Raw genomic sequence first — 25,226 nt, forward strand, 5'->3', positions numbered from 1 at the left:
CGCACGCGGCCGCCGGCCTCCAGCCGCCGGCGCGTGGCCGCCCGCGCCGGCGCCCCCGACCGCCCGGCCGCCGCGTCCTCCCGCTCAGGGCCGGCCGTCACCCTCCGCGCGCGGTGGCCTGCCTCCGACCCGTTCCACTGCCTGTGCGCCCGCCCGGCAGCCCCGCGCCGCCGCTTCCTCCGGGGCCGCGCCCGCGAGCAGGGCGGCGAGGAACGCGCCGGTGAAGGCATCACCGGCGCCCGTCGTGTCCCGGGGGACCGCCGGTGTCGCCGGGACCCTGGCCGGTGCGCTGCCGGAACGGGCCACCAGCGCGCCGGCCGCGCCCGCCTTGGCCACCACGAGCGGAACGAGTCGGCTCAGCTTGGCAGCCGCGTCCGCCGGATCCGGGAGCCCCGTCAGCAGACACGCCTCGTCCCGGCTGGGCAGCAACACGTCCAGGCCCTCCGCGAACGCGAGGAAGCGATCCACGCCCCACCGCGCCAGGAAGCCCGCCGAAGCCGGATCCAGGCTGACCGGCACACCACGCGCACGTGCCGCCCTGAGCGCCGTCCGCGCGAGCTCCCGGCTCGGTTCCGTGAACAGCAGATAGCCCGACAGGTGCAGCCGGGCGACGCCGTCCAGCAACGCGTCCGACCAGTCGGCTGGTTCGAGCCGCAGAGACGCCCCGCTGTCCGTGAGGAACGTACGTTCCGCCGCCGCACCCGTGTCGACGAGGCAGATCACCGTCCCCGTCGGCGCCGTCGGATCGACCACCAGCCGGGGCTCCACTCCGGCCGCGACCAACTCGCGCTCGTGCCACCCGGCCGCGTCCGCGCCCACCCGCCCGAGCAGCCGTACGGCCGCACACCCCGTGTACGCGGCCCAGCAGGCCACGTTCGCGCCCGCGCCGCCCGGCACCGTACGGATCGCGGCGGCCGTGTCGGTGCCGGCCGCGAGCGGCCCCCGGTGCCGGGCGACCACGTCCGTGACCACGTCGCCGACGACCAGCAGTGCCCCGTCCGCGGTCATCCCCGGGTCCACGCCGTGGCGATCCGCGCCGCCAGCCGTACGTTGCCGCGCACGGCCGCCAGATTGGCGCTCAGGGAGGCGCCGTCGGTGTGCCGGACCAGGTAGTCCAGCAGGAACGGGGTGACCGCCTGCCCGGTGACGCCCTGCTCCGCGCAGGCACGCAGCGCGTCGGCGAGCACACGCGCGTGCAGTTCCGGATCGAGCTGCTCGGCCACGGGGACCGGGTTGGCGACGATCAGCGCCGACTCCGGCGCGTCGAGCGCGTCCTGGCCCCGCATGACGTCCGCGACCTGCTCCGGAGTCTCCAGCGTCCAGTCGACCGGATGCCCCGAGTCCGACAGATAGAAGCCGGGAAACCGGTCCGTGCCGTACCCCACGACGGCCACGCCCAGCGTCTCCAGCCGCTGCAGGGTCGCCGGGACGTCCAGGATCGACTTCACGCCCGCGCAGACCACCGTGATCCTGGTGCGTGCCAGCAGACCCAGGTCGGCAGACTCGTCCTGGGTCACCGTCCACTCCCGGTGCACACCGCCCAGCCCCCCGGTTGCGAACACCCGGACGCCCGCAAGCGCGGCCAGCTGTGCCGTCGCCGACACCGTGGTCGCCCCGCTCGCACCCGCCGCCACGGCGAGCGGCAGATCGCGGTGGCCCAGCTTGCGGATGCCGTCCTCGTTCGCGACCCGCTCCAGCTGCTCCTTGTCCAGGCCGATACGGGGACGGCCGTCGAGCACGGCGACGGTCGCCGGTACGGCGCCCTCCCGCCGCACCGCCTCCTCCAGCTCCAACGCCACCTGCAGGTTCCGCGGGCGGGGCAGGCCGTGCGCGATGATCGTGGACTCCAGGGCCACCACCGGCCGCCGTGCGTCGACCGCCTCCTGGACCTCTTGCGACACCACCAGCACCACGTGCACCGCCTCCTGTCGTCGGTCCCTTCCCCATCTCTGGCGGGTGCCGGCCCTCGCTAAACGCTTGCGGCCTGTGGGGGACGCCACCAGCCTGGGGCGCATGAGGAAGAACAGCAGGTGTCTCGACCACGTCGTCCTGTGGGTGGCCGATCCGGTCGCCGCGACCGGCTTCTACCAGGATGCCGTCGGCCTGGAACCCGTGAGAGCCGCCGAGTACGCCGAAGGAAAGACGGTGTTCCCCTCCGTGCGCGTCAACGAGGAGACCATCCTGGACCTCGTCCCGCTCACCGCCGCCGAGCACATGGACATGCTGCCCGGCGCTGCCGACGCCGCCGGTCACCCGGTCAACCACATCTGCCTGTCCCTGCCCGCCGACGCCTTCGACGCCCTGCGCGCCCGGCTGGAGGAGCACGGCGTACCCATGACCGCCGTCGGCCGCGACTCCTTCGGCGCCCGTGGCCTGGCCCCGCGCAACTTCTACTTCCGGGACCCCGATGGCAACGTCTTCGAGGTCCGGCACTACGACGACTAGCCGGGCCCGGTCAGAACAGCGGCTCGGGCAGCACGCCCTCAAGGGCGAGCAGCTTGCGCTTGGTCTCCAGCCCGCCCCCGAAGCCCCCGATGCCGCCGTCGCTCTCCACGACCCGGTGGCACGGCACGACCACCGGCAGCGGATTGGCACCCATCGCCGCACCGACCGCCTGCGCCCCGCCGGGCTGTCCGACCCGCCCGGCGAGATCGCCGTACCCGACCACCGTGCCGTAGGGCACACCGGACGCCAGCTCGCGGAGCACCTGCCGGTTGAAGCCGGAGATCAGCGACCAGTCCAACGGCAGGTCGAAGCCGTGCCGCTCGCCCGCGAAGTAGGCCCGCAGCTGGCGTATCGCCTCCGCCAGCAGCGGCGAGTCAGGATCCTCCACGGGAGTGCCGCCCAGCCGGGCCGCCAGCCGCTCAAGCGCGCGGTCGCGCACCGCGTCCGTGGCGTGGAAGACCACGTTGACCAGGCCTTCTCTGGTCGCCGCCAGCATCAGCGGACCGATGTCCGTGCCCACCACGGCCCACACGACCCGCTGCTCGTCCTGCCCATCGCTGTCCATGCGCCCACGGTACGGCCCGCCACTGACAACGCCCGTCCCGTTCAGTGCGGGGCCAGCGCCGCCCGCACCACGTCGGGCTTGTTGGTGATGATCCCGTCGACGCCGTAGTCAGCGACCCTGCGTGCGGTGGCCGCGTCGTTCACCGTCCAGGCGAAGACGCCGAGCGGCTTGTCGTGCGGTCCGTCGACGGCGTGGACGGCCGAGACGTACGCCTGGGAGAGGGAGCCGTACGAGGGATTGATGAGATCCGTGTAGGGCGCGTACTGGCGCAGTTGCGCCGCGGTGGGCGATCCGAGGTAGGCGGTGGTCACCGCGGGCCTCAGCTCGTGCACGGTCCGGATGCTGTCGGCGCTGAAGCTCTGCACGATCAGCCGCCCGAGGTGCTTGTGGTCCAGCCAGCCCTCGTTGCCGAGGAGCTTCAGCGTCTGCTGCTCGATGCCCGGGTAGAGATCCGGGTTCTTGATCTCCAGGAGCAGTTTCTCGTGGTTGTGCTCGATCCGGCACATGTAGTCCTTCAGCGTCGGCACGCGCATTCCCGCGTACGCCGGGGCGTACCAGCTGCCCGCGTCCAGCCGGGCGATCTCGGCGGCGGTGAAGTCCTTCACCTTCCACGGGGCCCGGCCGGGAAACACCTGCTCGACGTTCGTGGTGCGCTGCAGGCTGTCGTCGTGGATGACGACCAGCTCGCCGTCCTTGGTGCGCTGGACGTCGTTCTCGACCCAGGAGAAGCCCAGCTGCGCGGCCTTGTCGATCGAGGCCAGCGTGTTCTCGGGAGCATAGGCGGAGGCACCTCGGTGGGCGATCACCGTGGGCACGCCGATGTGGCCGGCCGGGGCGTCGGGGGCGGGGCTCGGCAGGGTCGCCGTCCCCAGGACGGCGGCGGCCGCGGCGGCAAGTACACGCGCGTGCATGCAGACTCCTCGCGTCGAGTGAGTACCGACAGCACCCAGAGTGACAGCAGACGGCCAACGGTACCCGGGCGCACGATGGCCACAGACCGAATGGAGATGTCCAGGTCCGCTCACCGGTACCCCACAACTGAGGCAAGGCCGTGTTTCTTTGCCGGAAAATCGTTCGACCATTCCGGTGGGGGTCATACTCTCTGCGACAACCCTGACCGCCGGCGCGGTCCTGGGCCGGGGGAACAAGTCGGGGATTCCGGGACGCAAGAGGGCGGAAGGGCAGCCGCGGATGCAAGGCACGGTCGACGGATTCAGCTACGGGGCCGTCACCCCGTTGGTGGCCTATCTGATGGCCTGCCTCGGCGGCGCCCTCGGCCTGCGCTGCACCACCCGGTCCCTGCTGGTCACGCACTCCTGGCGGCCCGCCTGGCTGGCCCTGGGCTCCGCCGCGATCGGTTCCGGTATCTGGACCATGCACTTCGTCGCCATGATGGGCTTCGCCATCAAGGAGGCGCCGATCCACTACGACAAGCCGATCACTTACGCGAGCCTCGGCCTCGCCGTCGTCATGGTCGGGGTCGGCATCTTCATCGTCGGCTACCGGGGCGCCACCGGCACCGCTCTGTTCACCGGCGGCACGATCACCGGCCTGGGCGTCGCCTCGATGCACTACCTCGGCATGGCGGGCGTGCGCTTCCACGGGCACTTCACCTACAACACGCTCACCGTCGCCGCCTCCGTGGTCATAGCGGTCGTGGCCGCCACCGCCGCCCTGTGGGCCGCCGGACGCGTCCGGGGCTTCCTGTGGAGTGTGGGGGCGAGCCTCGTCATGGGTCTCGCGGTGAGCGGCATGCACTACACCGGTATGGCGGCCCTGGGCGTCCATCTCGACGGCATGACCCACACCGCCGGAGGCGCGCCGGAGCCGTCCGTGCTCGCACCGATGCTGATCGGACCGCTCGCCTTCCTGCTCCTCGCGGGCGTCGTGGTGATCTTCGACCCGCTGATGGTCATGGGCCGGCCCGTGCCCAGGCCCATCGAGCACAAGCCGGGTGTCCCGGCCCCCGCCGTCCCTTCCCACCCGGACCGCCGTGCCGCCCTCCACGAGGAGCGCCGCCTCGCGGACCACGTCTCCCGGACCCCGCAGAATCGCTGATCCGGACCGGTTGTCAGTGCGGGGTCGTACGGTGGATGACATGCGGCCCGTTTCCCACATCGAACGCACGGTGGCGCCCTTCGAGGTCGTCAGCCCCTACCAGCCCAGCGGCGACCAGCCGACGGCCATCGCCGACCTGGCCAAGCGCATCGAGGCCGGTGAGAAGGACGTCGTCCTGCTGGGCGCGACCGGCACCGGCAAGTCCGCCACCACGGCGTGGATGATCGAGAAGCTCCAGCGCCCCACGCTCGTGATGGCGCCGAACAAGACCCTGGCCGCCCAGCTGGCCAACGAGTTCCGCGAGCTGCTGCCGAACAACGCGGTCGAGTACTTCGTCTCGTACTACGACTACTACCAGCCCGAGGCCTATGTCCCGCAGTCGGACACCTACATCGAGAAGGACTCCTCGATCAACGAGGAGGTCGAGCGACTGCGCCACTCGGCGACGAACTCGCTGCTCACCCGCCGCGACGTCATCGTGGTCGCCTCGGTGTCCTGCATCTACGGCCTCGGTACTCCCCAGGAGTACGTGGACCGTATGGTCCCCCTGAGAGTCGGCGACGAGATCGACCGCGACGAGCTGCTGCGCCGCTTCGTCGACATCCAGTACACGCGCAACGACATGGCCTTCACCCGCGGCACCTTCCGCGTCCGCGGCGACACCATCGAGATCTTCCCGGTCTACGAGGAGCTGGCCGTCCGCATCGAGATGTTCGGCGACGAGATCGAGGCGCTGTCCACGCTGCACCCGCTCACCGGCGAGATCATCAGCGACGACCAGCAGCTGTACGTCTTCCCCGCCTCCCACTACGTCGCCGGCCCCGAGCGCATGGAGCGGGCCGTCAACGACATCGAGAAGGAGCTGGGAGAGCGCCTCGCCGAGCTGGAGAAGCAGGGCAAGCTCCTGGAGGCCCAGCGCCTGCGGATGCGCACCACGTACGACATCGAGATGCTCCGCCAGATCGGCACCTGCTCCGGCGTGGAGAACTACTCGATGCACTTCGACGGCCGCCTGCCCGGCTCCCCGCCCAACACCCTGCTGGACTACTTCCCGGACGACTTCCTGCTCGTCATCGACGAGTCGCACGTCACCGTCCCGCAGATCGGCGCCATGTACGAGGGTGACGCCTCCCGTAAGCGCACGCTCGTGGAGCACGGCTTCCGCCTGCCCTCCGCGCTGGACAACCGCCCCCTGAAGTGGGAGGAGTTCCAGGAGCGCATCGGCCAGACCGTCTACCTGTCGGCCACCCCGGGCGCCTACGAGCTGTCCCGCTCGGACGGTGTCGTGGAGCAGATCATCCGCCCGACCGGCCTGGTCGACCCGGAGGTCGTGGTCAAGCCCACCGAGGGCCAGATCGACGACCTGGTGCACGAGATCCGCAAGCGCACCGAGAAGGACGAGCGCGTCCTCGTCACCACCCTCACCAAGAAGATGGCCGAGGACCTCACCGACTACTTCCTGGAGCTCGGCATCCAGGTGCGCTATCTGCACAGCGACGTCGACACCCTGCGCCGCGTCGAGCTGCTGCGCGAGCTGCGCGCCGGTGAGTACGACGTCCTGGTCGGCATCAACCTCCTGCGCGAGGGCCTCGACCTGCCCGAGGTGTCCCTGGTGGCGATCCTGGACGCCGACAAGGAGGGCTTCCTGCGCTCGGGCACCTCGCTGATCCAGACCATCGGCCGCGCGGCGCGCAATGTCTCCGGCCAGGTCCACATGTACGCCGACAAGATCACCCCGGCGATGGAGAAGGCCATCGAGGAGACCAACCGCCGCCGGGAGAAGCAGGTCGCCTACAACAAGGCCAACGGCATCGACCCCCAGCCGCTGCGCAAGAAGATCAACGACATCGTCGCGCAGATCGCCCGCGAAGAGGTCGACACCGAGCAGCTCCTCGGCTCCGGCTTCCGCAAGTCCAAGGACGGCAAGGGCGCCAAGGCACCCGTCCCGTCACTCGGAGACAAGACCGCCAAGGGCGCAAAGGCCGGCAAGGCCGCCAAGGGCAAGGCCGCGGCCACGGTGCCCACGGACCGCCCGGCGGCCGAACTCGCCGAGCAGATCGAGGAGATGACCGAGCGCATGCGCGCCGCCGCCGCGGAGCTGCAGTTCGAGATCGCGGCCAGGCTGCGTGACGAGGTCTCGGAGATGAAGAAGGAACTGCGTCAGATGCGGGAGGCCGGCCTCGCCTGAGTCCCCCCACCGTGCCGGACCTCGGCGTATGCGCCAAGTGTTGCAACACCGACACAAAGCGCGGGCCGGGGTGCGGCACTGTCGGTGCCCCTGCGTAGGGTTTTGGACAACCGCGCACTGCGCGGCAACAGGGGACCATCGAGAGGGGATTCAGCGGTGTCCGTCAACTTGAGCAAGGGTCAGGCCATCAGCCTGGAGAAGAAGGACGGGGGCACCCTGACCGCGGTCCGTATGGGACTGGGCTGGCAGGCGGCGAAGCGACGCGGCCTGTTCGGCTCCCGCACCCGCGAGATCGACCTGGACGCCTCGGCCGTGCTCTTCGCCGAGAAGCAGCCGGTCGACGTCGTCTTCTTCCGCCACCTGGTCAGCGACGACGGCTCCGTCCGGCACACCGGCGACAATCTCGTCGGTGGCGTCGGCCAGGGAGGCGACGACGAGGCGATCCTCGTGGACCTGCAGCGCGTCCCGGTCCACATCGACCAGATCGTCTTCACCGTGAACTCCTTCACGGGCCAGACCTTCCAGGAGGTGCAGAACGCGTTCTGCCGTCTCGTCGACGAGACCAACGGCCAGGAACTCGCCCGCTACACCCTGGACGGCGGCGGCGACTACACCGCCCAGATCATGGCGAAGGTGCACCGCGCGGGCTCGGGCTGGACGATGACCGCCCTGGGTACCCCGGCCAACGGCCGCACGTTCCAGGACCTGATGCCGGCGATCCTGCCGCACCTGTAGGACCCGCCGGACCGGCAGGGTGCACGACAGAACGACTCGGGGGGCGACGGCGATGACGGCCGAGCTGGTGCGGGGGCAGAACCACCCGCTGTCCGACATCCGGCTGACGATCCGGATCTCGGCCGGGGCACCGGTCCTGGCCGGCGCCACGCTCGGCGACGAGAACGGCACGGTGCACGGCGCCCAGTGGGTGGCCCATCCCGGCGCCCCCGCTCTGCCCGGCATCGAGGTGTCCCAACGGTCCGCCACGGAACACCGGCTGGCCGTCGACCTGGGCGCCCTGCCCGAGGCCGTCCATCGCGTCGACGTCTTCCTCGCCCTGCCCCCAGGGGCCGGAGCGCCACCGCGGTTCGGTGCCGTCCCCGCCCCGCACACCGCGATCGAGGGCCTCGACGGCACCGAACTCGTCCGCTACACCCTCACCGGCCTGGACAGCGAGATGGCCGTGCTCGCCCTGGAGCTGTACCGCAGACAGGGCGTCTGGAAGGTACGCGCGGTGGGCCAGGGCTACGCGGCAGGGCTCACGGCACTCTTTGCCGACCAGGGGCTGCGGGAGCCCGGGGAGCTCGCAGCCGCCGTTCACGAGGCGGCGGCACACGGTCCGTCCCGCGCCCTGCCGGCCCCTTCCACCGCACCGGCGCCGCAGGACACCTCCCAGGCCGTCCCGCACGACGCCTCTGGAGGCGCGGCTTGCGACACGTCGGCTTCCGCGCCGTACGACACCCGTGCGCCGGAGCCTTCGCACGCTCCTGCCTCCGCTATGGCGGAGTCGGCACGCCAGGACGGCGCGCGGAACCCGTCCGACGCCCGGGCAGCCGGGGCCGTCGCGCGCGACACCGGCGCCCGGGTCGACTACACGCACCCCGGCCGCCGCCCGCACGCCACACCGCCCCCGGCCGCTGCGCACACCGACGGCCGGCCCGCGCCGCCGGTCGCGGGTGACGCCGTGGGCTGGTCGATGGAGGAGCGGCTGTACAACCAGGTCTGGGGCATGTTCGAGGACCTGGCCCGCACGACCGCCGCGTACCGCAGTGCCGTCGACTTCGCCGACTCCCGCCTGGAGAAGGAACTCGACCAGGCCCTCACCGACCCCCGCGGCCGGCTCGGCACCGCGGGAGCGATCGCGCGTGAGGCTGCCCACGCCCGCCGGACGCAGCTGGTGGACCAGGCACGCGCGGTCCTCGACCGCGATCTCGCCCAGCTCACCGCCGAGTCCGAAGTGGTCGAGCCCGCACTGCCGCCCGCGTACGCAGGCTGGGACAACCCCGTCTGGCACGGCTACCGCATGCCCACCGAGCCGCCGATGGCCCTGCGCCTCGGCGACCTGCATCTGCCCGAGAGCATCCCGCTGCGCATCCCCATGCTGGTCAGACTGCCGCTGGAACGCGGCCTGTGGCTCGACAGCGGGCCGGCGGCGGCACCCGACGGCGTCCCGGACTCCGCCGAGCTACGGCACCTGGCCATGGAGGCGGCGACGGCGCTCGCGGCGCGGCTGCTCGCCGTGCATCCCGCGGGGGACTTCTTCGTACAGGTCATCGACCCGGCCGGCGCAGGGACAGCGGCGTTCGCTCCGCTCACGCGGACCGGCGTGCTCGCCGCGCCTCCCGCGACCGGGGCGGCCGGGGTGACGGAGGTGCTGGAGAAGCTCACCCGGCGGGTCGACCTGGTGCAGATGGCCCTGCGCGGCGGCGCGCCCGAATCGCTGCCGGCCGATGTCGGCACCGCACGACAGCTGCTCATCGTCAATGACTTCCCGCACGGTTTCGACGACCGGGCCGTGACGCGGCTGCGCTATCTCGCCGACGAGGGGCCCGACGTCGGTGTGCACCTCCTGCTGGTGGCGGACCGCGAGGACGCGGCGGCCTACGGCCCCCTGCTCGATCCGCTGTGGCGTTCGCTGATGCGACTCACCCCCGTACCCGACGACCACCTCGCCGATCCCTGGGTGGGGCATGCGTGGACCTACGAACCCTCGCTGGTGCCGGCCGGCAGCCAGATCGTCCAGCAGGTCCTCGCCCAGGTGGCCAGGAATCTGGCCAAGCACAGGCAAAGTGGCGCTGACCAGCGCTGATGGCCTTTATTTTACTTTCCCCTTTACCTTCTCTTGGTGATTGGGGTACTGTTTCCGTACGGAGGGGAGTACTCCCTGACTGCGGCGCACCCGTCAGTACGGATCGGTTCCGGTCCCGGGGCGTCGGCCCGGCGCGGGTGGAAGAGACCTCCGGCAGCGACGACGCTGACGTGTTTGCCGTTACGTAATGCCGGAGGTGCAGTGGAAGTCTCCATGACCCTGTGGGTCCTGACCATCGCGGGTCTCGCCGCCCTGATCGCGGTCGATTTCTTCATCGGGCGCAAGCCGCACGAGGTGTCGATCAAGGAAGCCGGTATCTGGACCGTCGTCTGGATCGCGCTGGCCGGGCTCTTCGGCCTCGGTCTCCTCGCCTTCGGCGGCGGACAGCCTGCCGGCGAGTTCTTCGCCGGATTCATCACCGAGAAGTCGCTCAGCGTCGACAACCTCTTCGTCTTCGTCCTGATCATGGCCAAGTTCGCGGTACCCGCCCGGTACCAGCAGCGTGTCCTGCTCGTCGGCGTGCTCATAGCCCTGGTCCTGCGGGCCGTCTTCATCGCCGCGGGAGCCGCGATCATCGGCAGCTTCTCCTGGGTGTTCTACCTCTTCGGCGCCTTCCTCGTCTGGACCGCCTGGAAGCTCATCCAGGAGGCCCGCACGGACGACGAGGACGACGAGTACGAGGAGAACAAGCTGCTGAAGGCCGCGGAACGCAAGTTCGGCGTGGCCGACCGGTACCACGGCACCAAGCTGTGGATCCAGCAGAACGGCAAGCGGGTCATGACCCCGATGCTGGTCGTGATGCTCGCCATCGGCACCACGGACGTGCTGTTCGCCCTGGACTCCATACCCGCGATCTTCGGGCTGACCCAGGATCCGTACATCGTCTTCACCGCCAACGCCTTCGCCCTCATGGGTCTGCGGCAGCTGTACTTCCTCATCGGCGGCCTGCTGAAGAAGCTGGTCCACCTCTCGTACGGCCTGTCGATCATCCTCGGCTTCATCGGCGTCAAGCTGGTGCTGCACGCCCTGCACGAGTCCGGCGTCCATGTCCCCGAGATCAGCATCCCCGTCTCGCTCGGCGTGATCTGCGCGGTCCTGGTCGTCACCACCATCACCAGCCTGATGGCCTCCGGAAAGCAGGCGGCCGTGGAGGCGGCGCACGCCGGCGGGGAAGGCACTCCGAAGCACAGCGTCGACGCCCTGACCAAGGCCGCGAGAGATACGGCCAGGGGGAGCGGGCTGCGCGGAGCAGATACCGCTCCCGCCGATGCCGGTCTGCGCAGCGGAAAGGACGAGAAATATCCGAAAAGAACGGAATGCGAATCCTGTACGTCTCTGTGACCATCACCGCATGATCACTCGGCTCCGGTCGCTCACCCGGCAATGGACGATCCTGGTGCCCGTCCTCGCGGTCGTCCTCCTGGCGCTCACCTGGGGCCGTGACCTCCCGGGCGCGGTCGTCGCCCTGGTGACCGTGGTCCTCGCCGGCTCGGTCCTGGCCGCGGTGCATCATGCGGAGGTCATCGCTCACCGCGTCGGCGAGCCCTTCGGCTCCCTGGTGCTCGCCATCGCCGTCACGATCATCGAGGTGGCCCTGATCGTCACCCTCATGGCCGACGGTGGCGACAAGAGTTCCACGCTGGCCAGAGACACCGTCTTCGCCGCCGTGATGATCACCTGCAACGGCATCGTCGGTATCTGCCTGCTCGTCGCCTCGCTGCGGCACGGCACGGCTGTCTTCAATCCCGAGGGAACCGGCGCAGCCCTGGCGACCGTGGCGACGCTCGCCACGCTCAGCCTGGTGCTGCCGACCTTCACCACCAGCAAGCCCGGACCCGAGTTCTCCACGGTGCAGCTGACCTTCGCCGCGCTGTCCTCACTGATCCTCTACGGCCTGTTCGTGGCCACCCAGACCGTGCGTCACCGCGACTACTTCCTGCCGATCACCCGGCAGGGCGAGGTCATCACAGCCGACGACCACGCCCGACCTCCGTCCGCGCGTACCGCCTGGACCAGCCTCGGTCTGCTCGGTCTCGCCCTGATCGGCGTGGTCGGCCTGGCCAAGGGCGTGTCACCCACCATCGAGTCGGGCGTGGAGGCGGCCGGCCTGCACCACGCCGTCGTCGGTGTGATCATCGCCTTGCTCGTCCTGTTGCCGGAGACCATTGCCGCACTGCGCTCCGCACGCCGCGACCGGGTGCAGACCAGCCTCAACCTCGCTCTCGGCTCGGCCATGGCCAGCATCGGTCTGACCATCCCGGCTGTCGCCCTCGCCTCCGTCTGGCTGTCGGGACCGCTCGTCCTCGGCCTCGGCTCGACACACATGCTGCTGCTCGCACTGACGGTGGTGGTCAGCTCCCTGACGGTGGTGCCGGGACGGGCCACACCTCTGCAGGGAGGGGTCCACCTGGTGCTCTTCGCGGCCTACCTGGAGCTGGCGATCAACCCATAGCGCAGCGGCCCGGAACCCGGTCAGCCGGTCGCCGGCTCCACCGCCGGCACCGGTACCGGCCGCGTCTCCGGAAGCAGCGCGAAGCACACCAGACTGAGCAGCGCGACGCCCGTCAGATAGGCACCCACGGCCCAGGGCACCCGTCCGCCCTGCTCCGCCAGTGCTGTGGCCACGATCGGGGTGAGGGCGCCGCCGAGGACCCCGCCGAGGTTGTAGCCCACCGCTGCGCCCGTGCAGCGCACCCGCGCTTCATACAGTTCCGGCAGGTAGGCGGCGATGACCGCGAACATGATGATGAAGGCGATCAGGGCGCCCAGAATGCCCAGGAACATCAGCAACGGCTCACCGGTACTTAGCAGCGCCACCATCGGGAGCATCCACAGGGCGCAGGCCGAGCACCCCGTCAGACACATCGGCCGGCGCCCGTAGCGGTCGCCGAGCAGCGCCATCACCGGCGTGAGTGCCCCCTCCACGACCACCGCGGCCATGACACAGGTCAGCATCACCGTTCGGCTCACCCCGAGCCGCTCCGTCGCATACGCCAGCGACCAGGTCGTCACCGCGTAGAACACCGCGTACCCGACGGCCAGCGCGCCGGCCGTCAGCAGCACCAGCCGCCCGTGATGCCGTACGACCTCAAGGATCGGCACGCGTGCGTGGTCGTCGATTTCCAGGAACCGAGGGCTCTCCACGAGCGACGAGCGCAGCCACAGCCCGGCCATGGCCAGCACCCCGGCCGCCCAGAACGGCACCCGCCACCCCCATCGCGCGAACTCCGCGTCCGGCAGTGCCGCCGACAGCGCGAGCATCACACCATTGGCGAGTACGAAGCCGAACGCGGGTCCCACCTGAGGAAAGCTCGACCACAGCGCGCGTCGCCCGGCCGGCGCGTGCTCGGCGGTCAGCAGCACCGCTCCACCCCACTCCCCGCCGAGCCCCAGCCCCTGGAGGAAGCGCAGGATGAGCAGCAGCACGGGTGCGGCGACTCCGGCAGTGCCGTACGACGGCACGCAGCCCACCGCGACCGTCGAGGCGCCCGTGAGCAGCAACGAGACGACGAGCACCGGCCGTCGCCCACGCCGGTCGCCGAGATGCCCGAACAGCACCGAGCCGAGCGGACGGGCCAGGAATCCCACCCCGAACGTTCCGAAGGCCGCCAGGGTCCCCGCGACGGGCGAGAACGTCGGGAAGAACAGCGGTCCCAGCACCAGGGCCGCCGCCGTCCCGTAGACGAAGAAGTCGTAGAACTCGATGGCCGTCCCGGCCAGCGACGCGGCGGCGAGTCTCGGCAACGAAGGGGCACTTACGGCACGTACGGGCTCCATGCCGCGTCAACTACCCCTTGTGATCGGCGGTTACGGGGCGCGCAGAGGTGATCGAGCGACCGTGGCGTGCGCCGAAGTCACCTGCGGCGCAGTGGCCCGGCCTTCGCTCCGGTCACCGTGATAGACCGGTGCGAGCAGCGGTCGTCGAGCACCGCCCCGAACGGACCGGAGGAACCGTGCCCCGCACCCTGGCCAACGCCCCGATCATGATCCTCAACGGGCCCAATCTGAACCTGCTCGGCCAGCGCCAGCCCGAGATCTACGGCAAGGACACGCTGGCCGACGTCGAGGCGCTGTGCGCCAAGGCCGCGGCCGCGCACGGCGGTACGGTGGACTTCCGGCAGTCCAACCACGAGGGCGAACTGGTCGACTGGATCCACGAGGCGCGCCTGAACCACTGCGGGATCGTCATCAACCCCGGCGCCTACTCCCACACGTCGGTCGCGATTCTGGACGCACTCAACACCTGTGACGGCATGCCCGTGCTGGAGGTACACATCTCCAACATCCACCAGCGTGAATCGTTCCGGCACCACTCCTACGTCTCGCTGCGCGCCGACGGTGTGATCGCCGGGTGCGGAGTGCAGGGCTATGTGTTCGGCGTGGAGCGCGTGGCCGCTCTGCTGGGCGCCGCCCAGGCCGACGCGTAGGCCTGCGCGGGCGCACAGGGCTGCGCCGTGCGCGGGCCTGCGCCGTCACAGGCGGCCCGCCTCCACGATCCGCCGCAGGAAGCGCCGCGTGCGCTCCTGCTGCGGGTCGCCGAAGACCTGCTCCGCGGTGCCGCGCTCCAGGACGACCCCACCGTCCAGAAAACAAACCTGGTCGGCGACGTCCCGCGCGAAGCCCATCTCGTGCGTCGCCAGCACCATGGTCATGCCGTCGTCCTTCAGGTCCCGGACCACCTCCAGCACCTCGCCCACGAGTTCGGGGTCGAGCGCAGCCGTGATCTCGTCCAGCAGCAACAGCCGGGGCCGTACCGCGAGCGCCCGTACGATCGCCACACGCTGCTGCTGGCCGCCGCTGAGCCGGTCGGGGTAGGCATCGGCCTTGGAGGCCAGTCCCAGGCGCTCCAGCAGCTCCCTGGCCCGTTCCTCGGCCTCTGCGCGGGCGACGCCGTGCACTCGGCGCGGCGCCAGCGTGATGTTGTCCAGCACGGTCATGTGCGGGAACAGGTTGTACGCCTGGAAGACCGCACCGATGCGACGCCGCACCGCGTCCTGGTCGGCACGGGGGTCGGTGATCTCCTCGCCGTCCAGCCAGATCGCACCGTCGTCGATCTCCTCCAGGAGGTTGGCGCAGCGCAGCAGTGTGGACTTGCCCGAGCCGGACGCACCGATCAGCGCGGTCACCGTGTGCGGTGCGACCTCCAGTCCGACGTCCCGCAGGACGACGGAAGAGCCGAAGGTCTTGCGGACGGACTCCATCCGCAGGACAGGTGCGTCCGCGTCACTCATAGCGCTCCTCCCTGGGCCCGCTGCCGGTCCATCCGCGCCGTCACCCAGTCCGTGAAGCGAGTCATCGGAATGGTCAGCGCCACGAACACCAGCCCCGCGACGATGTACGGCGTGTAGTTCATGCTGCGGCCCACGATGATGTCGGCCGCCCGCACGGCGTCCACCGCACCCCCGATCGACACCAGGCCCGTGTCCTTCTGCAGCGACACCAGGTCGTTGAGCAGCGGCGGCACCTGGCGCCGTACCGCCTGCGGAAGGACGACGTAGCGCAGGGCCTGCCGGTTGGTGAGGCCCAGTGAGCGGGCCGCGGCGTGCTGCGAGGGGTGGATCGACTCGATGCCGGCCCGGAACACCTCGGCCACATACGCCGAGTACGTCAGTGTCAGCGCCGTACCGCCCAGCAGCACCGGATCGACCGTCACGCCCTGCAGCCGCAGGGCGGGCACGCCCAGGACGACGATCATCAGGTTGATGATCAGCGGAAGGCCGCGGAAGAAGTCGGTGTACGCCGCAGCCAGGACCCGCAAGGGGAAGAAGACCGGGCCGCGCAGTGTGCGCGCGATCGCGATCAGCATGCCCAGGACGAGGACGGCGACGCCGCAGACCGCGAGCAGGCGGACGTTCAGCCACAGCCCTTCGAGGACCTTCGGCAGCGCCTCGCGCGCGTAGTGCGCGTTGAAGAACGTCTCCTTGGTGCGCGGCCAGCCCGGCGCGTCGACCACGACCAGGTACAGCACGACGGCCGTGACCAGCGTCGAGAGCGCCGCGACGGCCGTGGCGCGGCGGGCACGCGCGCGTTGGTGGCGCTCGCGCTCCAGCCGCCGTTCGGAGGGTACGTAGCCGTCACCGGAGACGCCGTCGGTGGCGGCGCCGGTCATGTCGCCCTCGTCGTCGGCTCCCTCCCGGGCCGACTCGCCCTTGGTGACCGTCACTTGAGCACCGGGGCGTCGACGGCGTCGGAGAGCCACTGCTTCTCCAGCTTCGCCAGGGTGCCGTCCTTGCGCAGCGCGTCGACGGCGCCGCTCACACAGGAGGTCAGCGCGCTGCCCTTGTCCAGCACCAGGCCGAACTGCTCAGGTGCGGCACCCTGGTTCTCGAACTGGCCGACGATCTTCGCGTTCGTCACCTCGGCCGCGGTGATGTAGAACGCGGTCGGCAGGTCGACGACAATGGCGTCGACCTGGCCGTTCTTCAGGGCGGACTTCGCCTGGTCGTTCTTGGCGTACACCGCGGCCTCCTGCTTCGGCTTCACCACGTCGGTGACGTAGTCGAGGCTCGTGGTGCCCACCTGGGCGCCCAGTTTGAGGTTCCTCAGGTCCGCGATGCTCTTCGCGTCGGCGGCCTTGCTGCCCTTCAGGGCGATGACGGCCTGGCGCACGTCGTAGTAGCCGGAGGAGAAGTCGACGGCCTTCTTGCGCTCGGTGCTGACCGACACCTGGTTGATGTCGAAGTCGAAGGTCTTCACACCGGGCGCGAATGCCTTGTTGAACGGCACGCTCTGCCATACGACCGCGCTCTTGCCGTAACCCAGCTGCCGGGCCACGGCGTAGGCGACCGCCGACTCGAAGCCCTTGCCGTTCGCCGGCTTGTCGTCCTTGAACCAGGGCTCGTACGCCGGTTCGTCCGTCGCGATCGTCAGCTTGCCGGAGGTCTTGGTGGCCAACTTGCCCTTGGCGCAGCTCTTTCCGGCCGGTCCGGACGGGCTTGCCGACGCGTTGCCCTCGGGCTGCGGAGCACAGCCGACAGCGGTGGCGAGCAGGGCTACGGTGGCGGCGGCCAGCGCACGGCGCAGGGTGCGAGGGGCGAGGTACATGGCGGGAGATTGGCAGCGAACCCCACGTTTGTCCAGGTCATGACCGTAAGTGTCCGCATCGTGGGAACCGGTGTTGCGATCGTGTGAACGGCGTGCGTACGCGCCCGCGAAGGCGACCACGGGGGACTGGGCCGACCCTCACCAGCCCCGGGATCTCCACTCCGCCAGGTGCGGTCGCTCGTTGCCGAGCGTGGTGTCGTTTCCGTGGCCCGGGTAGATCCACGTCTCGTCGGGCAGCGGACCGAAGACCTTCTCCTCCAGACCGTCCATCAGACTCGTGAAGTCCACCGGATTCGTGGTCTTTCCAGGACCTCCAGGGAAGAGGCAGTCGCCGGTGAAGACGTGCGGGTGGCCGTGCGGGTCGTCGTAGACCAGCGCGATCGAGCCCGGGGTGTGCCCCACGAGATGCCGCGCGGTGAGCTCGACACGTCCCACCCTGATGACGTCGCCGTCGTCCACGAGAACGTCGGTGGGCACCGGGATGCCGGGAGCGTCCTCGCGGCCGGCGTATGTCCGCGCGCCCGTGCCGGCGACGACCTCGGCGAGTGCCTGCCAGTGGTCGCCGTGCCGGTGTGTGGTGACCACGGAGGCGATGCCGTCGTCACCGATCATGCCGAGCAGCGTCTGCGCCTCGTTGGCGGCGTCGATCAGGAGCTGTTCGTCGGTGGCCCGGCAGCGCAGCAGATAGGCGTTGTTGTCCATCGGGCCGACCGCGATCTTCGTGATCATCAGGTCTTTCAGCTCGTGCACGTCGGCCGGTCCGCCGACCTTGACCTCTCCGCTGTACGTCATGGTGATCAGCCTATAGCGGGGGAGTGCCCGGCGGACCGTTGTCGCGCTACAGCGGCGGCAGCGTCGGCAGTGCGCCGCCGGTCGCCTCCAGCGCGGCCCCTGCACGACGTCCGGCGAGCCAGCCCAGCAGGTCCGCCGGAGCGCCGCTGACCGTCACCTCGGGCTCGGCCGCCTCGCGTCCCGTGCTCCACGCGCGTGTGCCGTCCGTGACACGGGTCGCGGGCACCTCGGGATGCCCGGAGAAGCGTGCCGCGAGGAAGTCGATCTCCCGCTCCGTGAACTCCGCCGGGAGATGCTCCAGCTCGTACCCGATGCCGAGATCCACATGGTGCAGTCCGACCTCGGCCCACCTGCGGAACGGCACACGGGACGCGGAGTCGGTGACGCCGTTGCGCAGCTCCACCGTGCGCGTCCAGTCCGCCGGCGCGTTGCCCGCCGCCTGGAAGCGGGCCGCCGTCTCGCGCAGGTCGGCGAGCTGGGCGTCGAGGGGGCGCGGGGCGTCACGTTCGATGTCGGCGTCCCGCGCCTCGGCGCTCGGGTACATGGGCCGGCCTTCGAGGACGTTCACGAGCGCGTCCGCGTTGCGGGCGAGGTGGGCGAGCACATGCCCGCGAGTCCAGCCCGGAAGCCGTGACGGCTCGGCGAGCGATGCGTTGTCCAGTTCGGCGACCGCGGTGAGGAGCCGTTCGGTCGCGTCATGTACACAGGCCAGGTCATGAGCGTGATCAATCATGAGCCTGACACTAGCCCCGCCACACCTTCGGGTGAAGGTGGTGAAGGCCGTCCGCAAATCGAAAGCCCGTGCTATATCGTCGAAGGCGACGTCGGGCATGCTGGATGGCCGGGGGTTGTTATGCAATCGGGCAATCCGACCGGCGTTGTCAGTGGCTCCCCCTAGTCTGAAGAAGCACGGGGGCCCCGCCCCTGTCACTTCTCTCAAGAAAGGTGCGGACCGGCGTGGCCGACCGTCTCATCGTCCGTGGCGCGCGCGAGCACAACCTGAAAAACGTCTCGCTCGACCTGCCTCGTGACTCGCTCATCGTCTTCACGGGCCTGTCCGGGTCGGGCAAGTCCTCCCTGGCCTTCGACACGATCTTCGCGGAGGGCCAGCGCCGCTACGTGGAGTCGCTCTCCTCGTACGCCCGGCAGTTCCTCGGCCAGATGGACAAGCCGGACGTGGACTTCATCGAGGGTCTGTCCCCGGCGGTCTCCATCGACCAGAAGTCGACCTCGCGCAACCCGCGCTCGACGGTCGGCACCATCACCGAGGTCTACGACTACCTGCGTCTGCTCTTCGCGCGGATCGGCAAGCCGCACTGCCCCGAGTGCGGCCGCCCGATCTCGCGCCAGTCGCCGCAGGCCATCGTGGACAAGGTCCTGGAGCTGCCGGAGGGGAGCCGCTTCCAGGTGCTGTCGCCGCTCGTGCGCGAGCGCAAGGGCGAGTTCGTCGACCTCTTCGCCGATCTGCAGACCAAGGGCTACTCCCGCGCGCGTGTGGACGGCCAGACCATCCAGCTCTCCGAGCCGCCGGCGCTGAAGAAGCAGGAGAAGCACACCATCGAGGTGGTCGTCGACCGCCTCACGGTGAAGGAGTCCGCCAAGCGCCGGCTCACCGACTCCGTGGAGACCGCCCTCGGCCTGTCCGGCGGCATGATCGTGCTCGACTTCGTCGACCTCCCCGAGGACGACCCCGAGCGCGAGCGCATGTACTCCGAGCACCTGTACTGCCCGTACGACGACCTGTCCTTCGAAGAGCTGGAGCCCCGCTCCTTCTCCTTCAACTCACCCTTCGGCGCCTGCCCCGACTGCACCGGCATCGGCACGCGCATGGAGGTCGACCCGGAGCTGATCGTCCCGGATCCGGACAAGTCCCTGGACGAGGGCGCCATCCACCCCTGGTCGCACGGGCACACCAAGGACTACTTCGGCCGCCTGATCGGCGCCCTCGCGGACGCCCTCGGCTTCCGCACGGACATCCCGTTCGCGGGCCTTCCCCAGCGCGCGAAGAAGGCCCTGCTCCACGGCCACAAGACCCAGATCGAGGTCCGGTACCGCAACCGGTACGGCCGCGAGCGCGTGTACACCACGCCCTTCGAGGGCGCGGTGCCGTTCGTGAAGCGCCGGCACAGCGAGGCCGAGAGCGACGCCAGCCGCGAGCGCTTCGAGGGCTACATGCGTGAGGTGCCCTGCCCGAGCTGTGAGGGCACGCGCCTGAAGCCGATCGTCCTCGCGGTCACGATCATGGAGAAGTCGATCGCCGAGGTCTCCGGGATGTCGATCAGCGACTGCGCGGACTTCCTGGGCCGGCTGAAGCTGAACGCCCGCGACAAGAAGATCGCCGAGCGGGTGCTGAAGGAGGTCAACGAACGGCTCCGCTTCCTGGTCGACGTCGGCCTGGACTACCTCTCACTGAACCGCGCGGCCGGCACACTCTCCGGCGGCGAGGCCCAGCGCATCCGCCTGGCCACCCAGATCGGCTCAGGTCTCGTCGGCGTCCTGTACGTGCTGGACGAGCCGTCCATCGGCCTGCACCAGCGGGACAACCACCGGCTGATCGAGACCCTGGTCCGGCTGCGCGACATGGGCAACACGCTCATCGTCGTGGAACACGACGAGGACACCATCAAGGTCGCCGACTGGGTGGTGGACATCGGTCCCGGGGCCGGCGAGCACGGTGGCAAGGTCGTGCACAGCGGCTCGCTGAAGGAGCTGCTCGCCAACACCGAATCGCAGACCGGCGCGTACCTCTCGGGCCGCAAGGCGATCCCGGTGCCGGATGTCCGCCGCCCCCGCGACCCGTCCCGGCAGCTCACCGTGCACGGCGCCCGCGAGAACAACCTGCAGGACATCGACGTGTCCTTCCCGCTGGGTGTGTTCACGGCCGTCACGGGCGTCTCCGGATCCGGCAAGTCCACGCTGGTCAACGACATCCTCTACACGCACCTGGCCCGCGAGCTGAACGGCGCGCGGAACGTCCCCGGACGGCACACGCGCGTGGACGGCGACGACCTGGTCGACAAGGTCGTGCACGTCGACCAGTCGCCGATCGGCCGTACCCCGCGGTCCAACCCGGCGACGTACACCGGTGTCTTCGACCACATCCGCAAGCTGTTCGCCGAGACCACCGAGGCGAAGGTCCGCGGCTACCTGCCCGGGCGTTTCTCCTTCAACGTCAAGGGCGGCCGCTGCGAGAACTGCGCGGGCGACGGCACGATCAAGATCGAGATGAACTTCCTCCCGGACGTCTACGTCCCGTGCGAGGTCTGCCACGGCGCCCGGTACAACCGGGAGACTCTGGAGGTCCACTACAAGGGCAAGTCCATCGCCGACGTGCTGAACATGCCGATCGAGGAGGCCACCGACTTCTTCGAGGCCGTCCCGGCCATCTCCCGGCACCTGAGGACGCTCAAGGACGTCGGCCTCGGCTACGTCCGCCTCGGTCAGTCCGCCACCACCCTCTCCGGCGGTGAGGCCCAGCGCGTGAAGCTGGCCAGCGAACTGCAGAAGCGATCCACCGGACGCACGGTCTACGTCCTGGACGAGCCCACCACCGGTCTGCACTTCGAGGACATCAGCAAGCTGCTGACGGTCCTCGGCGGCCTGGTCGACAAGGGCAACACGGTCATCGTCATCGAGCACAACCTCGACGTGATCAAGACCGCCGACTGGATCGTTGACATGGGTCCCGAGGGCGGTGCCGGCGGTGGCCTCGTGGTCGCCGAGGGCACGCCGGAAGAGGTGGCCGGGGTACCGGCCAGCCACACCGGCAAGTTCCTGCGCGAGATCCTCGGAGCCGACCGCATCAGCGACGCGGACCCGGTGACACCGCGTGCGACCACGGCCCGGAAGACGGCCGCGGCGGCGACGGCGGCGAAGAAGACGGTGACGGCCAAGGCCAACAACACGGCCACCAAGAAGGCCGCCGCGGCCACGAAGAAGACAACGCCCGCGAAGAAGACGACGCGGACACGCAAGGCCTGACGCAGCACCAGCCAGGCTCTGACGCACCACCAAAAGAGCGGCGCCCCGCGGGAACTCCCCGCGGGGCGCCGCTCGTTCCACCATCAGCAACCCTGGCTCCGAGGTCCGACAGGCCCCCGCTCCCCGGGTCCGGCCGCACCTTGACAACAGCAGAGAGGAAAAGGGCCGCTCACAGGCCACCCAGCTCGGCCGCGTACGGCGGCTCGGCCCCCGCCCGCGAGCAGGTGATCGCCGCCGCGCGTGCCGCGAAGCGCAGCAGTCGCGTCCAGCCCTGTGCCCCCAGGGCGGCGAGCGCTTCCTCCGACAGCGCGTCCTGCGCGGACAAACCGTGCAACAGCGCCGCGTTCACCGTGTCACCGGCGCCGATGGTGTCCACCACGGCGACCTTCTCACCCGGTACGGAATACTCCGCGCCGTCCCGGGTGAACACCGTCAGCCCCTCCCTGCCCCGGGTCACCACGACGGCCGCCGGTCCCGCGGCCAGCCACTCGCGCGGTGTGCCGCCCAGCCACTCGGCGTCCTCCGCGGAGAGCTTCAGCAGCGTCACCGAGGGCAGCCAGCTCTTGAAACGCGCCCGGTAGGCGTCCGCGTCCGGGATCAGCCCCGCCCGGATGTTGGGGTCGAGCGCGGTGAACAGCCCCTGTCCGGCCGCCGCGCGCATCAACTCCTCATAGGCGCTCGCCCCCGGTTCCAGGACGAGCGAGCAGGTCCCGAAGGACACCGCGCGCGTTCCGGCGGGCAGCGCGGTGGGAGCCGTGAACAGACGGTCGGCGGTGCCGTCGACATAGAAGGAGTACGCGGCGGAACCGCCGGCGTCGAGCGTGGCCACCGCCAGAGTCGTCGGCTCCGCCCCGCGCTGCACGCCCGAGACATCCACCCCGGCCCGCCGCAGCCCGTCGAGCAGGGCCTCGCCGAAGGCGTCGTACGACGTCCGGGAGCAGAACGCGGTGCGGGAGCCGAGCCGGCCAAGGGCCACGGCGGTGTTGTACGGGCCGCCGCCGAGCGCCGGCTTCAGGTCCGCGAGGGCACCGGAGCCCTGCGGCACGAGGTCGATCAGTGCCTCACCGGCGACGACGATCACGAGGCGGTTCCCTTCTCCGACTGCATGGATGACGTGGTGGGTCCGCGCTTTTCGGACCGGCCCGGCTCCTCCGGGCACCCGCAGGACGTGCGGTGGATGAACGCACACGGCAGCCGCACCGTCCGGGTCGGCCGGCGCGGCCCGTCCAGACGGTCCAGGAGTACCCGGACGGCCTGGGCGCCCAGCTCTCGGCTGGGCTGGGCGACAGCGGTCAGCCGGGGCGAGAACAGGTCGGCCCAGGCGAAGTCATCGAAACAGCACAAGGCCATGTCGCCCGGGACGGACAGGCCGCGCCGACGCAGGGCGCGCAGGGCGCCGATCGTCATCGCGTTGTTGGCGGTGACGAGCGCGGTGGGCGGATCGGGCAGGGCGAGCAGCGCGGCCGTGGCCTGCTCGGCACCCGCCGACTCGGAGTTGCCGGAGACGAGGAGCCGTTCGTCGTGGGCCAGGCCGGCGGCGGTGAGGCCGTCCCGGTAGCCGGAGACACGCTCACGGGTGGTGCTGAGGCCGGGCAGGCCCGCGACCAGACCGATCCGGCGGTGACCCAGCCCGGCGAGGTGAGTGACGAGACGGGCGGTCGGTTCGGCGCTCTCGGTGCAGACCTGGTCGTACCAGGGCGCGTGCTCGCCGGGGGCGGTGCCCGCTCCACCGCCGACCATGGTGCCGTCCAGCATGTCTGCGTCGATCGTCCGGTCCAGGAAGACGGTCGGTACGGCATGGCGGCGGAGGTAGCCGACCAGATCGTGCGGATGCGCGGACGGCGCGACGATCATGCCGTCCACCCGGCGTTCGTGGAGGAGCTGCACGACCTTGCGTTCGTGCCCGGGGTCGTCGTGCGGGTCCGCGATGAGCAGGCTGTACCCCGCCTCCAGGGCGGCGGCCTCGACGCCCTGGAGGATCTCCGTGAAGTACGGGTTGCTGATCGCCGATACCGCGAGCCCGATGGAGCTGGTGCGGGAGGTCACCAGGGAGCGGGCCAGGGTGTTGGGTGTGTAGCCGAGGGCGTCGATGGCGTCCAGCACGGCCTGACGGGTGTGGGGCAGCACCGGGCGGGTGCCGTTCAGGACGTGGGAAACGGTCGCGACCGAGACTCCGGCGCTCCGTGCGACGTCCGCCATCGTGGGCATCGCGTTCCCTTCCTGAGCCGACTGCGCCGACGCGACGGGTCCGACCGCGACGGACGCGTTGAGTGGACCCACCGCACAGAACAGATGCACCGCGCGGAGGCACTGCTTGGACGCACTGCTGGTCCGGACAGAGCCGCCAGGCCGACCGGCTGTGGGCTCTTCCGGCCGGGAACGGTATCCCATTGACCGCTCCTGCGTAAACGCTTGCGCAAACGTTTACGCCCCTGCTTCCGGCCCCGCCGACACCTCCTCGCCCTCCTTCTCCCTCGCTGACCCCCTGGCCCGCAGCCGAGGCCCCGCCCCAAGGCGGGCCCTTCTGCCGGGTATCGTCGCCGTGCACACCCCTTGAGCAGTGGAGTTTCAGATGCCTGCCCGCCCCTCCGCGAGCCGCCGTACCGTCCTTCGAGGGGCTGCCGTGGCCCCGGTCGCCGGACTCGGTCTGGCGGCGTGCTCGGCGCCCGGGCAGAGCAGCGCGGCCGGGGCCGCCCCGACCGCGCCGGTCGAGCTCGGTGCCGAGAACGAGGTCCCGAAGGGTGGCGCCAAGCTCTACCGGGAGCACAACGTGGTCGTCAGCCGCGACGGGAGCGGCAGGCTGAAGGCGTACAGCACCATCTGCACGCACGCGGGGTGTCCCATCAACAAGCTGCAGGGCACCACCCTGATCTGCCCCTGTCACGGCAGCCAGTTCGACGCCGTGACGGGCAAGGTGGTCCAGTCACCGGCCACCGAGCCCCTGCCCGAGCTGCCGGTGAAGACCACGAACGGCAGGATCATCGCCGGCCCGGAGGCCTGACCGGCCCGCTCCGATCCCCCGCACACGCGGCCGCCCTGCGCCGCCGCGCAGCTGCCCCGCCCCACAGCCGCCCAGCGCCACCACCCTCGGCCGCCGCCCGACCCGCCTTCACGCCGCTGTGCCGCTCAGCTGCCGCCAGCCCGCTGCCCCTGCTGCTGAAGCGCGCGTCATTCCCGTCGCGCCTCGGGCCAAGGTGACCGCTGCCCGTGCCCGGGTACTGTCCGCCTCCCGGTGTTCTGCGCCCTGGGCCTCCGCCCGTGCCGCCCTGCGTTCACGTCGCTGTGCCGCTCAGCTGCCGCCAGCCCGCTGCCCCTGCTGCTGAAGCGCACGTCATTCCCGTCGCGCC

The 25,226-nt window shown here is 70.4% G+C and carries 22 protein-coding genes; 10 read left to right on the forward strand and 12 right to left on the reverse strand.

Annotation, left to right across the window (positions count from 1 at the left end):
• Positions 1-84: 84 nt before the first annotated feature.
• Together ABT171_RS24585 and ABT171_RS24590 are read right to left on the reverse strand one after the other, a co-directional pair.
• A complete protein-coding gene (locus ABT171_RS24585) occupies positions 85-1,008 on the reverse strand; it encodes a carbohydrate kinase family protein (RefSeq protein WP_351247231.1) in 924 nt (307 codons plus the stop codon).
• A complete protein-coding gene (locus ABT171_RS24590) occupies positions 1,005-1,913 on the reverse strand; it encodes a pseudouridine-5'-phosphate glycosidase (protein WP_351247233.1) in 909 nt (302 codons plus the stop codon). Before ABT171_RS24590 ends, ABT171_RS24585 begins: the two co-directional genes overlap by 4 nt.
• Before the next feature lie 100 nt (positions 1,914-2,013).
• On the opposite strand from ABT171_RS24590, the gene ABT171_RS24595 reads away from it, so the two are divergent.
• A complete protein-coding gene (locus ABT171_RS24595) occupies positions 2,014-2,445 on the forward strand; it encodes a VOC family protein (RefSeq protein WP_351247235.1) in 432 nt (143 codons plus the stop codon).
• 10 nt (positions 2,446-2,455) lie between these two features.
• On the opposite strand, the gene ABT171_RS24600 is transcribed toward ABT171_RS24595, so the two are convergent.
• Complete coding sequence (locus ABT171_RS24600; RefSeq protein ID WP_351247237.1) at positions 2,456-3,010, reverse strand: methylated-DNA--[protein]-cysteine S-methyltransferase; 555 nt, start codon at positions 3,008-3,010, stop codon at positions 2,456-2,458.
• Positions 3,011-3,051: 41 nt separating this feature from the next.
• On the reverse strand, positions 3,052-3,921 hold the full coding sequence (locus tag ABT171_RS24605; RefSeq protein ID WP_351247239.1) for a glycerophosphodiester phosphodiesterase: 870 nt from the start codon (positions 3,919-3,921) through the stop codon (positions 3,052-3,054).
• 280 nt (positions 3,922-4,201) lie between these two features.
• Here ABT171_RS24605 and ABT171_RS24610 point away from each other — a divergent pair, with 280 nt between their 5' ends.
• The 6 genes from ABT171_RS24610 (at position 4,202) to ABT171_RS24635 (ending at position 12,514) form a co-directional block, all read left to right on the forward strand.
• Positions 4,202-5,068 (forward strand): MHYT domain-containing protein, encoded by an 867-nt coding sequence (locus tag ABT171_RS24610; RefSeq protein ID WP_351247241.1) that lies wholly within the window; start codon positions 4,202-4,204, stop codon positions 5,066-5,068.
• Between the two features lie 40 nt (positions 5,069-5,108).
• Positions 5,109-7,256 carry an excinuclease ABC subunit UvrB gene (gene uvrB / locus ABT171_RS24615; RefSeq protein WP_351247243.1) on the forward strand — a complete coding sequence of 716 codons (2,148 nt, stop codon included), beginning with the start codon at positions 5,109-5,111 and terminating at the stop codon, positions 7,254-7,256.
• Positions 7,257-7,412: 156 nt separating this feature from the next.
• The gene (locus ABT171_RS24620; RefSeq protein ID WP_351247245.1) at positions 7,413-7,991 is read left to right on the forward strand and encodes a TerD family protein; all 579 of its coding nucleotides are present in this window, start codon (positions 7,413-7,415) and stop codon (positions 7,989-7,991) included.
• A 52-nt stretch (positions 7,992-8,043) separates the two neighbouring features.
• On the forward strand, positions 8,044-10,062 hold the full coding sequence (locus ABT171_RS24625; protein WP_351247247.1) for a TerD family protein: 2,019 nt from the start codon (positions 8,044-8,046) through the stop codon (positions 10,060-10,062).
• A gap of 201 nt (positions 10,063-10,263) precedes the next feature.
• Positions 10,264-11,403 carry a TerC family protein gene (locus tag ABT171_RS24630; RefSeq protein WP_351247249.1) on the forward strand — a complete coding sequence of 380 codons (1,140 nt, stop codon included), beginning with the start codon at positions 10,264-10,266 and terminating at the stop codon, positions 11,401-11,403.
• A gap of 10 nt (positions 11,404-11,413) precedes the next feature.
• Complete coding sequence (locus ABT171_RS24635) at positions 11,414-12,514, forward strand: calcium:cation antiporter (RefSeq protein ID WP_351247251.1); 1,101 nt, start codon at positions 11,414-11,416, stop codon at positions 12,512-12,514.
• Between the two features lie 20 nt (positions 12,515-12,534).
• On the opposite strand, the gene ABT171_RS24640 is transcribed toward ABT171_RS24635, so the two are convergent.
• Positions 12,535-13,806, reverse strand: coding sequence for an MFS transporter (locus ABT171_RS24640; RefSeq protein ID WP_351247254.1), 1,272 nt, complete (start codon positions 13,804-13,806; stop codon positions 12,535-12,537).
• 209 nt (positions 13,807-14,015) lie between these two features.
• On the opposite strand from ABT171_RS24640, the gene aroQ reads away from it, so the two are divergent.
• Entirely contained in the window at positions 14,016-14,489 is a 474-nt protein-coding gene (gene aroQ / locus ABT171_RS24645) for a type II 3-dehydroquinate dehydratase (RefSeq protein ID WP_351247576.1), read from the forward strand.
• Positions 14,490-14,534: 45 nt separating this feature from the next.
• On the opposite strand, the gene ABT171_RS24650 is transcribed toward aroQ, so the two are convergent.
• The 5 genes from ABT171_RS24650 to ABT171_RS24670 all read right to left on the reverse strand — a co-directional run bounded on the left by ABT171_RS24650 (position 14,535) and on the right by ABT171_RS24670 (position 18,631).
• Positions 14,535-15,293 carry an amino acid ABC transporter ATP-binding protein gene (locus ABT171_RS24650; RefSeq protein ID WP_351247256.1) on the reverse strand — a complete coding sequence of 253 codons (759 nt, stop codon included), beginning with the start codon at positions 15,291-15,293 and terminating at the stop codon, positions 14,535-14,537.
• Positions 15,290-16,225, reverse strand: coding sequence for an amino acid ABC transporter permease (locus tag ABT171_RS24655; RefSeq protein ID WP_351247258.1), 936 nt, complete (start codon positions 16,223-16,225; stop codon positions 15,290-15,292). Before ABT171_RS24655 ends, ABT171_RS24650 begins: the two co-directional genes overlap by 4 nt.
• Positions 16,222-17,106 (reverse strand): ABC transporter substrate-binding protein, encoded by an 885-nt coding sequence (locus ABT171_RS24660; RefSeq protein ID WP_351247260.1) that lies wholly within the window; start codon positions 17,104-17,106, stop codon positions 16,222-16,224. The genes ABT171_RS24655 and ABT171_RS24660 overlap by 4 nt, the downstream gene beginning before the upstream one ends.
• Before the next feature lie 138 nt (positions 17,107-17,244).
• On the reverse strand, positions 17,245-17,898 hold the full coding sequence (locus tag ABT171_RS24665; protein WP_351247262.1) for an MBL fold metallo-hydrolase: 654 nt from the start codon (positions 17,896-17,898) through the stop codon (positions 17,245-17,247).
• A 46-nt stretch (positions 17,899-17,944) separates the two neighbouring features.
• Entirely contained in the window at positions 17,945-18,631 is a 687-nt protein-coding gene (locus ABT171_RS24670; RefSeq protein WP_351247264.1) for a maleylpyruvate isomerase family mycothiol-dependent enzyme, read from the reverse strand.
• A gap of 224 nt (positions 18,632-18,855) precedes the next feature.
• On the opposite strand from ABT171_RS24670, the gene uvrA reads away from it, so the two are divergent.
• Positions 18,856-21,879, forward strand: a complete 3,024-nt coding sequence (gene uvrA / locus ABT171_RS24675) for an excinuclease ABC subunit UvrA (RefSeq protein WP_351247266.1) — start codon at positions 18,856-18,858, stop codon at positions 21,877-21,879.
• 169 nt (positions 21,880-22,048) lie between these two features.
• Here uvrA and ABT171_RS24680 read toward each other — a convergent pair whose 3' ends face one another.
• Both ABT171_RS24680 and ABT171_RS24685 read right to left on the reverse strand, forming a co-directional pair.
• Positions 22,049-22,960: a carbohydrate kinase family protein gene (locus ABT171_RS24680; protein WP_351247268.1), complete on the reverse strand. Its 912-nt coding sequence runs from the start codon at positions 22,958-22,960 to the stop codon at positions 22,049-22,051.
• The gene (locus tag ABT171_RS24685) at positions 22,957-24,087 is read right to left on the reverse strand and encodes a LacI family DNA-binding transcriptional regulator (protein WP_351247270.1); all 1,131 of its coding nucleotides are present in this window, start codon (positions 24,085-24,087) and stop codon (positions 22,957-22,959) included. The genes ABT171_RS24680 and ABT171_RS24685 overlap by 4 nt, the downstream gene beginning before the upstream one ends.
• Positions 24,088-24,451: 364 nt before the next feature.
• Between ABT171_RS24685 and ABT171_RS24690 the strand changes: the two genes are divergently transcribed.
• On the forward strand, positions 24,452-24,880 hold the full coding sequence (locus tag ABT171_RS24690; RefSeq protein ID WP_351247272.1) for a Rieske (2Fe-2S) protein: 429 nt from the start codon (positions 24,452-24,454) through the stop codon (positions 24,878-24,880).
• The last annotated feature ends 346 nt before the right edge of the window (positions 24,881-25,226 follow it).

The organism is Streptomyces sp. NPDC001851, assembly GCF_040297165.1.
Taxonomy (GTDB): domain Bacteria; phylum Actinomycetota; class Actinomycetes; order Streptomycetales; family Streptomycetaceae; genus Streptomyces.